Below are 13,038 nucleotides of genomic sequence, written 5' to 3' on the forward strand. Positions count from 1 at the left end.
ATTCAGTCTGTATTAATCGTTATTTCTTTTGAAAATGAATCTCCTTTTTATAGGTATTGATAGTAACCTTAAAGGTTCCGGCATTATTCATATACCATTTATTGTCGCCCTTATCAGAAGAGAGATAACATGAGCCTGTAAACTCATCATACACTCCTTTATTATCTTCTTCCGCAACAAAGAATAAACCACCGTAATCACCGAATTGGAGAGGAAACTTTATCTGTCCGGTTCCCAATTCTCCTTCATATACAAATTCATTCTTGTTAGAGCTGCTTTGTGTAAGTTCTTTCACATTCTCCCAGGCAAAATCTCCGGATACCGCTTCTCCCATTGCCCAAACCTTCTCGTAAACTACAATTTGTTCCACTGTCAAGTCCTGGCTACCGACATTGAATGTCACAGCATATTTACTTTTATACGTCTGCTTCTCTTCTGTCACCACTTCAGTCCCTTCTTTGTCTCTTGAAATCCGGAAAGTACCGTCCTGCAATTCTCCATTATAAATGAAAAGCTCAGGGTTCGAATCATCTTTTGTCATGGCTATCGGCGTCTCTCCTGCCGCAGTTCCAATCATCCAAAATTCACTGTTATCCGGTTCTTCACCATCCAAATTGGTGATTTCAATATCCAATGTATTCAGATTTACTTTCACCCGATAGCTGGCACCACGCTTGATATTGAATTTATTATCCGGCCCGTCATTCTCATCCTGACGATAAATCAGTTTATTCTCATCACTTCCGTCCCTGCCAAACGAAGGATAGAAATCACTCTGCTGAGTCACAAATTTAAGTTCACCCGTTCCAAGCTCACCTTCCCAAACAAATCCGTTAGGTTCACCGGCTATCGGAGTCATCTTCGTAGCGTTATCAAGCGACCACTGTCCGATAGTAGCCGAACCAATCATCCAAAGATTAGGATAAACCATCTCTCCGCCCAAATCCGTAATTTCAATATCCAGAGTACTCAGATTCAGCTTTATCCGATAATTGCCCGGAGTGTTTATTATAAACTTTTCGTCCGGTTCATCATCATTCTCCCTATAAACGAGTTTATTCTCATCTTCACCATCTTTATTGAAGGAAGGAACAAAAGAAGTTTTCTGTAAGACAAATTTCAGTTCCCCGGATAGAAGTATGCCTTCCCAGATAAAACCATTAGGCTCATCTTCAATGGATTCCATCGGGGTAGCGCTATCCAGGCTCCATACACCTGCGGTTGCTCCGCCAATCATCCATAGATTCAGATAACGTTCAATATAAGGTGTCACTTTGAATGTAACGACAGGAGATATCCGGGTAAATGCTTCATGTCCCGATACAATAGCCGTCACGCGGGCTTCAAACTCCAATGTCTCATCTAAAGAACTATTCCATACTTCCGCCAGCAAATCATTCAACTCTTTATGATTAAATGCCAGGATACGGGAATCCGTTGCGCCTATGTCCTTCTTCAGTCCTCCTGCGAAGTTATTACCTCTCAAATCCATTTCGAGAGTATAGCTGATTCGGGAACTTGTTCCGTAATTACTGCCGGCAGTCCAGGCAAAATGAAAAGCTTCCCTGTCACTCATCAACTGGTTCAGCTCCACTATCTTGGATGAAACAGACAGCAATAAAGACTCACTCCCTTTATCTGTTTCCATTTCATTGGATGTACACGAATTAAATACAAAACCTGCCAATAAAATAATCAGGCCGATATATATCTTTGTTCTCATAATTCTTCTTTTTCAAAATTAATATCCGGGATTCTGTTTCAAATTTCCATTCGCTTCTATCTCCTTCAACGGTATAGGCATTAACAGGTGCTTTTCCGCTGCATTGGTTTTCCCGATAGAGTGAAGGAACTTCAAGGCATAGTTGTCTTTCAGACGGACAAGGTCGAACCAGCGATCACCTTCGAAAGCCAGTTCCATACGGCGTTCGTGGATAATCTTTTCGCGCATCTGGTCTTGTGTCAGTCCTTCGATGTCCGCACGGTTAGTCAGTCCCGCACGCTTTCTCACTTCATACAAAGGAACTTCCGCATCAGTCGTCAGAGCTTGTTCGTTCAAAGCTTCCGCTTTCATCAACAATACGTCGGCATAGCGGAGCACCACAAAGTTGGCGGGACTTGTATTGAAATCCATAGAGATAGATTTCGGGACAAGGAACTTACGCAGGTTATATCCCGTAGTGGAATAAGACGACTGGTACTGCTTTCCGTCAAAGTCGGGGCATCCCAGGTAAAGGATGGTCTTGTCTTTCCGGTTATCCCCCTCTTCGTATTGGCTGACAAACTCCGCTGTCGGCTGGTTCCATCCATAACCACCTGCTACCATATCCGAATTGCGCGGGCCGGTAAATGCGCTCAGCCAGGAAGCCTGATTCTCATTGTCCCAGAAGTCATAACTGGTCTTGCCATAATACTGTACTTCAAACAATGATTCCGGGCCGTTCTTCTTGTTCGGATTGAAGTTGTCACTATAATCATCATTCAAGTGATAACCCAACTTCTGTATCTCGTCACAAAGACGCACAATCTCTGCGTACTCTTTTCCTTGGGTCAAGTATACTTTCGCCAGCAATCCCATAGCCGCACCTTTGGAAGCACGTCCCAAGTCGGAAGCGGAATAGGAAGCCCTGTCGGGAAGCAGGTTGACAGCCTCTTTCAAATCATCCTCTATCAGTTTATAAATATCTTCTTTAGAGGCACGGAAAGGCTTCAGATCATCGTCCGAAGTCTGCGGTTCTGTCAGCAAAGGCACTCCACCGAAAAGACGAACGAGAATAAAGTAATAGTGGGCGCGTAGGAATTTGGCTTCACCCAAACAACGGTTCTTCAAGCCTTGGTCGATATTCATGCCCGGCACGTTCTTGATAACGAAGTTGCAACGGAGAATTCCCGGGGAAGGGCCGCGCCATACATCCAGTACGCCGGCATTATCGGTAGTAGTGATGAAGTTAGCCAAGTCGGTAGTCTCAATACCATCCGTACCGCCACCCGCACCAACGATGCTATTGCCGGCTATGATGTCCAGCGTCCACATACGCATGTTATATAGTTTTGGCCATTGAAGCGGCTGATAAGCACCGTTCACGGCTGCTATCGCGTCTTCTGCTGCCTGGAAACTCTTGGAAGTATCGATGGAATCCCATGGTTCCTTATCCAGAAAGCCGTCACAGCTATTCAATGTCAAGCCCAACAAGAAACAAGGGAGTATATATCTGAACTTTTTCATATTTGTCAATCAATTAAAGGTTCTATATAAAAGTGGTTAGAAAGAAACAGATGCACCGAATGTAATATTACGGGCGATAGGATATACGTTATTGTCATTTCCCGAACCGGAAATCTCCGGGTCGAGTCCTGTGTAACGGGTCAAGGTCAGCAAGTTCTGTCCTGAAACGAAGAAGCGTACAGAGGACATCGCCGCTTTCTTGCTCCATGCGGCAGGCAGGGTATATCCGAGCGTTACGTTCTTCAAGCGCAGGTATTTGCCGTCTTCTATAAAGCGGTTCGATACACGCCCGTTCTTGTTCGGGTCACCGAATACGGCACGCGGCATACTGTTGCTTGTCCCTTCGCCACGCCAGCGGTCGAGAACGGTTGTCATTTGGTTCTGTGCCACGGACATGGCTTCCAAAGAAGCACGGTTGGCATTGTAGATTTTATTTCCGGCTGCCCCTTGCAGGAAGATTTCGAGGTCGAAGCCTTTCCAGGCAAATGAGTTGTTCATAGAGAAAATCCACGTCGGGGTGGGATTGCCGAGATACGTACGGTCTTTGTCGTTGATGACTCCGTCGTTATTCAAGTCCTTGAATTTAATATCTCCGGCAGAAGTGCGGTTGTAAGGGTCGTTTCCTTGTGTCTGAATGGCGTAACGGTCTACTTCTTCCTGTGTCTGGAAGATACCGTTCGTCACGTAACCGTAGAAAGAGCTGACCGGACGACCGACTGCATGGATATTATTATCGAAATACATCGGGACATCCCCGTTCAGGCGAATAATCTCGTTCTTGTTATAAGAAGCATTGAGAGACGTATTCCATGAGAACTCTCCTTCCAGATTGCGGGAGCTGACGGATACTTCAAAACCTTTGTTGCGCATCTTGCCCGCATTAATCTTGGGGACATTGATGTCCGAATATCCGGTGGAGATAGGCACTACCATGTTGACAAGCATATCGTTCGTGTTCTTGATGTATGCATCGAGACTCAAATTGATGCGGCTGTCGATTAATGACAAGTCCGCGCCGATGTTGTATTGTTCCACTTCTTCCCAACGGACATTCGGGTTCGGCATTACCGAGGGGGCAATCGCATTCACCTGTGTGCCGTTGAAGTTGTACTGGATGGTCTGGATAGTAGAAGCATATGCATAGTTGCCCACACTTGCCTGATTACCTGTCAAGCCATATCCTGCGCGGATTTTTACGTCGCTCAGCCAAAAGCTCTTTTTAAAGAACGGTTCTTCGGAAAGTCTCCAGGCAAGGGATACGGACGGGAAATTAGACCAACGGTTCTGCTTGCTGAAACGGGAAGAACCGTCACGGCGGATGGTAGCTGTCAGCAGATATTTGTTGTCATAGGTATAGTTGACACGTCCCAGGTAAGAGAGCAATGCCCAGTCACTTCCGTTGCCGTTCACTGTCGGTTCGAGCGTACCGTTATCCAATTGCTGTGCGGTGGGACTGATAAAGCCCATGATAGAGCCGCTCATGTATTCATAGGTATTGGTCTGTGCGGAAGAGCCGACCATCACTGTGAGTTGATGCTTTTCTGCAAAAGTCTTGTTGAAGGTCAGTGTGTTATCCCACAGTAAAGTAAGGCTCTTGTTATATTTGCGGGAAGCATAGGATTCCGGTTGTGAAATCGGTTGCCAGTCGTATTTGGGCGACCAGCCTTTATCATCCCAGAAGAGTGCCTGCACACCGACGATGGTCTTGAAAGTCAGCCATTCCCACGGTTTTACTTCAGCGTAGATATTACCCAGTACATTGAAGCCTTTGGTAGCGGTGGAGTTAGTCATCATCTTTCCGATAGGGTTGGCAATATCTCCTACATACATCGGGAGTCCTACTGGGCCGGCCCATGAGCCGTCGTCATTCTTGATAGCTTGTGTAGGCAGTGCCAGCATAGTATTCTTGATGCTGTATTCTCCCTTTTGCTTGATGTCATGGTTCAGGGACAGTTTGTTTCCCATCTTCAACCAGTTGTTCATCTGGGTATCCATATTGAACTGTACGGTGTAACGCTCATATTGAGTAGTGCGCACGATACCTTCTTGGTTAAAATAAGCGGCAGATACATAATAAGTCGTTTTATCATTTCCACCTGAATAGTTCAGTGAATAGTTTTGGGTGGCAGCCGTCTGAAAAAGTTCGTCTGTCCAGTTCGTTCCCCTGCCTAGTGAGGTGGGGTCTTCAAACAGCGGGTTCTGCGGCTGACCATTGGCGGTCATCATTTCATTATGAAGGGAAGCGAATTGAGTGGCATCCAGCAAATCCAGTGTGCGGATGGCTTTCTCAATACCGTAAGAGGCTTTGAAGTTAAAGCGTGCGACGTCCGATTTTCCTTTCTTTGTGGTGATGATAATAACTCCGTAAGCTCCGCGTGAGCCGTAAATAGCGGTGGCGGAAGCATCTTTCAATACGTCTACTGTCTCCACGTCGTCCATATTAATCATGTTCAGGGGAACATCGGTCGGCACTCCGTCAATGACGAGCAACGGGTCGCTGTTGTTGATAGAGCCGATACCGCGAATTTTCATCGACACGTTATCGCCCGGCGCACCGCTCGAAATCACCTGAAGTCCGGTGGCGCGTCCCTGCAAGGCAGCTCCGAGACTGGGGGACGGTTGTTTCATCAGGTCTTTGGAAGAAACGGAAGAGATGGCACCCGTCAGGTCGCTTTTCTTCATCGTACCGTAGCCGATTACTACGACTTCATCGAGAACTTCAGTATCTTCCTTCAATGTGATGGTTAGAGACGTTTTTCCGTTTACCGGAACGGTCTGGGTGGCATATCCGATAAAAGAAACGGTCAGCGTACTCTTTGGGGACACTTTCAGAGAAAAATTCCCGTCCATATCGGTAATCGTACCGTTCGTCGTACTTCCTTCCACTACACTGGCACCGATAACCGGCTCGCCCGTAGCATCTACGACATGTCCTTTTATTGAAATCTGTTGTGCGAATGCACCAAGAGATAGGAACAAGCCCCACATTATTAATAAGAGGCGGCGTTCAAAGCCTTTCGACTTCATGCTCTGTTTCATGTACATTAATTTAAAGTTAATATTAGGGTTACTTTTGTTTTTATTCGCTGCGTCATTTCCTGAATGACCGTGAAACAAAAGTATCCACATTTAATACTGCTTCTTTGAGCAGATAGCAAAAATATAGTGGTTCATACAGTTTCTCACAGTATAAACCACTAAGAATAAGAACATTATAAAACAGTAGTCAGACTAAAAAAGTAGTGGTTTTCTTACTCTTCCACCTTCCCTATTTTCATTACTTTAGCTTCAAATTCATCTCTTTCTCCCAAAGCCTTGTTGCGGACACGTGTCCGGTAATTATAAATGGTAGTCACGGAGTAACGGAGGAATTGCGCTATTTTAGTGCTGTCCGTGATTCCCAATCGGATAAGGGCAAAGATGCGGAGTTCGGTGTTCAGCAGTTCTCCCGGTTTGGGTTGCATCGGTTCGGTAAGCAGGGCATTGAACTCGTCTACGAAGTCGGGAAAGAGTTGCAGGAAGGTCATGTCAAAGTTGGCATAGAACTCTTTCAGTTCTTCGTCGAGGAATTGGGAAGATTTTATGGCTTTATAAAGCTCTTCCACTCTGCCGGCAGCGGCAATCTTATTCAGGGAGCGGCGGTATAAGTCCATCTTATCCAGGTAAGCGGAACACTGATCCATATAACGGCCGATGTATTCTTCCTTGATATAGTTGGTTTCCGAAAGTGTGTGGTTCATCTCTTTCAGTTGCGAGTTGGAGTCATGCAGTTCTTCGTTCAGTTCTTGCAGGAGCGTGTTGGTATGAACGACTTCGCGACGGGCGGCGGCTACTTTCTTCATCTGCTTGTACACAAAGAGGATGGCTACCAATAGGAATACGGAAAGCAGGCTGATACAAATCAGAGAAGTCTTCATTTCCCGTTGCTGACGTTCCGTCTTTAACTGGTAGGCTTTGTCGATAATGGGAAAGACTTGCGAGATTTCCAGGGTACGAAGGCGGGCATTACAAAGGGTTGCATCTTCCAGTGAACATTTCAGATAGTTATAGGCACGGTCTATATCCCCGTCTTCGTAGACGAGCGAAGCGAGCTTCCGCAAAGAAACATACTCTTTTACTGCCGATTTCAGGTCGGCAATAGCTGAAAGAGCCAGGTAATGTTTTTGTCCTTTCTTATCGCCTTTCAAACGGTAGGCTTCCGAAAGCGTATAGGTTATCATGGCTTGTGCATGAGCATCCAAAGAGGGTCTCTTGTAGAAGTCCGCCAACATATGTATTGCCTGGTCATATTGTGCATGAACCGTGCATTTATCCGCCAGTACCAATACATGCCCCAAAGAATCGGATACATTGGTTTGCAGAAGAGAGTCGCGGTACAAGTCCGTCATTCGGTAATACTCTTTCTTGGCTTTTGCCGTGACGGCATAATCGCCCATCAACCCATAAATAGTGCGGTATAAATGATAATAATAGGAATACAGATAATCGGGCAAGGTTTTCTTGTCAATCTCGCCCAATAGTTCAAGCGCTTCTTTATACATTCCGGTGGTTCCCATCACTTCCGCCATATTCATGGCAGAATCATCCAGGTAATCCGATTTATTCAGACGGTGTGCCAAGTCCTGTTTCCGCTGGGCGTAGACAAAAGACGAGTCCAGGTTATAAGCCCGGTATTCATCGAAAAGACGTCCACAGAATCCATATCGCTGTTCGTCGGAAGCAGCTTCGGACAGTAACTTTTTCAAGTCGGCAATACATGTTTCCTTTTCTGCCCCATAAGTCTGGCGGTTCTTAATGATACCATCAATCTCGCGGAGTAACGCATCGGTACTCTTATCATCTTTCGCACAAAGCAAGCCGGGAAGGATTATTGCCACAAGGATAAAAATAACTTTTTTCATAGTGCCGTATGTATTATATATTGCAAAGATAAAAGTCTTTCAGAAACTTTCTGCTTTCAAACAAAAGATTGTAGTTATATAAATCATAATTTACCCTTGCGGATAGTTTTCGGAAATAATAAGCTGATAAATATTTGGCACGACACTGTGAATCGGCTATCTTTACACACACTATTACAAAATGTTATGCATATGCAAGATATTATCAACGGACGTTGCGGTTGGTGCGGAACTGACGAACTGTATGTGAAATACCACGACCAGGAGTGGGGAAAATTGGTGACTGACGATAAGACGCTGTTCGAGTTTCTTGTGTTGGAGAGCGCCCAAGCCGGATTGAGTTGGATAACTATCCTTAAGAAGCGTGAGGGATATCGCAAAGCCTTTTGTGATTTCGATGCCACGCTGGTAGCGCAAATGACCGATGAAGACGTGGAACGGTTGATGCAGTTTGACGGCATTGTGAAAAACCGCCTGAAAATCAAATCAACCATCACCAATGCCAGGCAATTCCTCGCCCTGCAAAAGGAATTCGGTAGTTTCTATAACTACACACTGACATTCTTTCCCGATGGAAAACCGATTGTCAATACTTTCCGTTCATTGAGTGAGATTCCGGTGTCGTCTCCCGAATCCGATGCCATGAGTAAGGATATGAAAAAACGAGGGTTCAAATTCTTCGGTTCTACGATTTGTTACGCCCACTTACAGGCTTCGGGGTTTATCAACGACCATCTGACGGACTGCGCTTGCCGGGCAAAATAAAAAGCTGTGCCTGTTTTCCTGATAAGATGCGGGATAGATTGCAATAAACAGATACAGAAGAGTGATGGGAAGGAAAAAACAGGAGTCGAAACCACATTATTATAAACATAATTATTATATTTGCAATAATTGCATTTATAATAATCAGTATGGCAGTCATTAATAATCCTTTTATCGTAGGCGGATACATATCTCCCCATTACTTTTGTGACCGTGAAGTGGAAACAGAACAATTGATACGCAACATAACCAATGGAAGGAATGTTGTTATCATCTCTGTGCGCCGCATGGGAAAGACAGGCTTGATTCGTCACTGCTTTTATCAGGATGAGATAAAAGAGCATTATTATACTTTCTTTATTGACATTTACGCGACGGCCAGTCTCAGGGAATTTGTATTCGCATTGGGAAAAGAGATTTTCGAGAAACTCAAACCCAAAGGAATGAAGTTCATTGAACGTTTCTTCTCGGTCATTTCCTCACTGCGTGCAGGTTTTAAATTGGATTCCGTTACAGGAGAGCCAACTTTCGACATTGGATTAGGAGATATTCATGCAGCGGAAACAACGTTGGATGAAATCTTCGCTTACCTGAAACAAGCCGATAAACCCTGTATCGTAGCCATCGACGAATTTCAGCAAATAGGCAATTATGCGGAAAAGAATGTAGAAGCCATATTGAGAACTAAAGTCCAACATTGCCAAAATGCCCGTTTCATCTTTGCCGGAAGTCAGAAGCATATTATGATGAATATGTTCAACAGCCCGGCCCGGCCTTTCTACCAAAGCGTCAATATGATGCAACTAAAAAGTATCCCACTTACAGAATACAAAGCATTTGTTGAAAGGCTTTTCCTTGAAAACGAAAAGCGCATTGAAGAAGAACTGATAGACGAAGTATATAATTTCTTTGAAGGACATACCTGGTATATACAACTCATGTTTAATGAATTATATATACTGACCGGAAAAGGGGAATTATGTAGCCGTTCCCTACAAACCATCGCTCTGACCAATATCCTTCAGATGCAGGACTTCACTTACCAGGAGATTTTCTCCCGCCTTCCGGAGAAGCAGAAAGAGGTGCTCATCGCTATAGGAAAAGAACAAAAAGCGATAGGAGTAACTTCAGGAAAGTTTATAAAAAAGTATAAGCTAAGTACTCCCAGTTCCGTACAATCTGCGCTCAAGGGGCTACTGGAAAAGAATTTAGTCTCTCAGGAACAGAATCAATATGAAATATCCGACAAACTGTTGGGAGTGTGGTTACAAAAAACCTATTAGGGGCACTGCCCGCTATTAGGTTATAACTCATATAAATCATCAGGCTAAAAATGAACTCTCATTCATTTTTTAGCCTGATTTATATCCACTAGTGCCTCCTTCATCTCATCAATAGGTGGGTATATCCAAACAAAATCTACAGTACAGTACAAACTGTTTGTTTCATGTAAGCAAACTATGTGTTTCATCCTATCGAAACAGTTTGAAACTCCACAGTTAATATCCTGCTTCCAGGGTGTTAATACTCCATGTCCAAACTGTTAATACCCTACGCCTAGGCTATTAATAGCTGACAAGACAACTATTAATGGCTGAAAACTCGTGTATTTGCAGCCTATAAATAGAGTATTCGCATTTAAGGTATTGAATGGCAACAACTGATATATTACTCATTATATACCTGTGTATTAATATCTTGAGCAGATACTATATCCTTTTTTGATGGTCAGTATCGGGTGGCAGATACTTTTATCTGCCACCATCTTACACAGGTATCTGCCACCCTATTAATGCACTATATTTCAACGAAATACAGTGGCATTAGTGTAAGGTGGCAGATACTTTTTGTTTTTCAACTTTATAATATAACTGATAAAGTGAAAAACGAGTCTGACTAATAAGCTCTCAATCCATAATCGAATCTCATCTTCCTGGTATCCTGCACTTCAATCTTCAACAGGTTACTGCCTTTTCGCAGATAGCGGCTGTAACCGCTGATATTGTATTGATTATATTGCCTAGTCTGCTTGGCTTCCTGTACAAAAACCTCTACGCCATTCAACGGTCGTTTGTCACCGCAAATGGGGAGTTATGTCCATCCTTCGATATTCCTCTTTGGAATATTATTGCAAACATTTGGCTTAATATCAAAAAACAATCTCTATAAGATTATCTACCTTTGTTTCTGTCGAAAAACCTCCGCAAAAGCAATAAGCAATTATCATAATACAAATTATCCAAAAACACATTATCATGAAAAAAATCATCCATACCTTTCCAATAAGAGGTATAAAAGTAAAACTCCTGGGATTATTATTATTTCTAACAGGAAGTCTCCAGTCCTGTTCCGATGAAGAAAGTGTATCCATTCAAGTCAGTGCAAATACACTTTATTTCAATGGTTCAGGAGGAATACAAGAGTTGCTGATACAATCTCCGATAGAATGGGCAGTTACAGTCGCCAAAGGTGGAGATTGGTGTCACTATGACAGAACAGATAATTTCTCCACTCTGTCAATATCTGTAAAGAAGAACCCAAAGGAAGAAGAACGTAAAACCTGCTTGATATTCTCTTCCGGAAATGTAACCAAAAGAGTGGATATTTATCAAAAGCCTTCCGGTCATACAAGTCCTACGTATCCACAAGTAGACTCTGACCTGCCTCTCTCTTCACTGACAGATGAAAAAGGAAATATTATACCTGATTTTAGCAATATCGGCTATATGGGAAGCGAGCAAGAAATTCCTGACATAAAGGTGGTAGAAACCATTGAAGCTCCTGCAAGCGGAGATGCCACCCGATTAATTCAAGAAGCGATTGATCGTGTGGCGGCACGTAGTGTTGGCCCGGATGGCTTCAAAGGAGCGGTACTCTTGAAAAAAGGACGTTATAATATTTCAGGAACGCTACTCCTCCAATCCAGTGGAGTTGTTCTCCGGGGAGAAGGTGAAAACTCAGAAACAGGCACTGTCCTGATAGCATCAGGAACAGGAAAAAGAGCCCTTGTCCGAATGGAAGGAACAGGTGTATCCACTCCAAACAGCACCACAGCACTCAATATAAAAGATAATTACGTACCGGTAGGACAATTCTGGGTAAGGGTATTAAACCCCACAGCATTCCGGGAAGGAGATAATGTTACAATTTACCGCCCCGGTACCGCCCAATGGATTAGTGATATAAAAATGGATCAAATCCCTCCCAGATCGGATGGAGGAGTAGTAGGACAATGGGATCCTGTCAGCTACGATCTCAGCTACGAGCGCCGGATCACACATATCAGCAACGATACACTGCACTTTGACAACCCTATTATGATGGCAATGGAAACCCGATATAATAGAGGTGCTGTGTTCAAATCCAGTTTTACAGGAAGAATCAGTCATTGCGGCATTGAGAATATGCTTATGGAAAGCGAATATATATCAGATGAAGATGAAGAACATGCGCTATACGCGATAGAATTTACTAAAGTGGAACATAGTTGGGCCCGCAATATCACCTCCAAGTACTTCGTCAACGGACTTGCCAATTTAATTACCGGCACCCGGTTCGTCACGGTAAAAGACAGTAAATGCCTTGATCCAAAGTCTGTTCTTACAGGAGGAAGACGTTATCCTTTCTGCATGATTCAGGCACAACAATGCCTGGTAATAGATTGTGAAGCTACAGAAGCCCGTCATACCTGTTCCACCGGAACAAAAGGAGTAGGCCCCAATGCCTTTGTCAAAATCAAGACACGAAACACACATGGCGATGTAGGGCCTCACCAACGTTGGAATGTAGGTACATTGTATGACAGCGTTGACACTGACGGACAAATCAACGTGCTCGACCGTGGAAGCATGGGCTCCGGACAAGGTTGGGCAGGAGCCAATCAAATATTCTGGAACTGCATCGGCTCTAGAATCTGTATACAAAGCCCCTGGGATTCTGCCAAGAACTATGGTATCGGTTGTAAAGGAACCAAATACAAAGGCCCATATGCCGACCGCCCCGAGGGCATTTATATAAGAGAAAACCAACCTGTTATTCCTGCTTCTCTTTTCGAGGCACAACTGGAACTAAGAAAGCGGACAGGCAGATTATATCATTCCAACTCCCATTAATTTTTAAAGAAACTGAAAGGCTTCCATTACCCAA

7 protein-coding genes and 1 pseudogene are annotated in these 13,038 nt (G+C 44.0%); 3 read left to right on the plus strand and 5 right to left on the minus strand.

The genetic code is table 11. The features are described 5' to 3' along the window. Positions 1–19 precede the first annotated feature (19 nt). From H8S63_RS05700 to H8S63_RS05715, 4 genes are all read right to left on the minus strand, one after another. Positions 20–1,723: a SusF/SusE family outer membrane protein gene (locus H8S63_RS05700; RefSeq protein WP_186926000.1), complete on the minus strand. Its 1,704-nt coding sequence runs from the start codon at positions 1,721–1,723 to the stop codon at positions 20–22. Between the two features lie 18 nt (positions 1,724–1,741). Next, complete coding sequence (locus tag H8S63_RS05705) at positions 1,742–3,226, minus strand: RagB/SusD family nutrient uptake outer membrane protein (protein WP_186926002.1); 1,485 nt, start codon at positions 3,224–3,226, stop codon at positions 1,742–1,744. Positions 3,227–3,262: 36 nt separating this feature from the next. Then, positions 3,263–6,265 carry a TonB-dependent receptor gene (locus H8S63_RS05710; protein ID WP_186926004.1) on the minus strand — a complete coding sequence of 1,001 codons (3,003 nt, stop codon included), beginning with the start codon at positions 6,263–6,265 and terminating at the stop codon, positions 3,263–3,265. 212 nt (positions 6,266–6,477) lie between these two features. Next, the gene (locus H8S63_RS05715) at positions 6,478–8,127 is read right to left on the minus strand and encodes a DUF6377 domain-containing protein (RefSeq protein WP_186926006.1); all 1,650 of its coding nucleotides are present in this window, start codon (positions 8,125–8,127) and stop codon (positions 6,478–6,480) included. A gap of 192 nt (positions 8,128–8,319) precedes the next feature. On the opposite strand from H8S63_RS05715, the gene H8S63_RS05720 reads away from it, so the two are divergent. Together H8S63_RS05720 and H8S63_RS05725 are read left to right on the plus strand one after the other, a co-directional pair. After that, a complete protein-coding gene (locus tag H8S63_RS05720) occupies positions 8,320–8,892 on the plus strand; it encodes a DNA-3-methyladenine glycosylase I (RefSeq protein WP_186926008.1) in 573 nt (190 codons plus the stop codon). A gap of 149 nt (positions 8,893–9,041) precedes the next feature. Continuing rightward, the gene (locus H8S63_RS05725; protein ID WP_186926010.1) at positions 9,042–10,175 is read left to right on the plus strand and encodes an ATP-binding protein; all 1,134 of its coding nucleotides are present in this window, start codon (positions 9,042–9,044) and stop codon (positions 10,173–10,175) included. 613 nt (positions 10,176–10,788) lie between these two features. On the opposite strand, the pseudogene H8S63_RS05730 reads toward H8S63_RS05725, so the two are convergent. Next, positions 10,789–10,956 (minus strand): annotated as a pseudogene (locus H8S63_RS05730) (hypothetical protein); the annotation flags it as partial. A gap of 191 nt (positions 10,957–11,147) precedes the next feature. Between H8S63_RS05730 and H8S63_RS05735 the strand changes: the two are divergent. Further along, positions 11,148–13,004 (plus strand): BACON domain-containing protein, encoded by a 1,857-nt coding sequence (locus tag H8S63_RS05735; protein ID WP_186926012.1) that lies wholly within the window; start codon positions 11,148–11,150, stop codon positions 13,002–13,004. Positions 13,005–13,038: the final 34 nt, after the last annotated feature.

This window comes from Bacteroides sp. NSJ-39, from assembly GCF_014287315.1.
In the GTDB taxonomy this organism is placed as follows: domain Bacteria; phylum Bacteroidota; class Bacteroidia; order Bacteroidales; family Bacteroidaceae; genus Bacteroides; species Bacteroides finegoldii.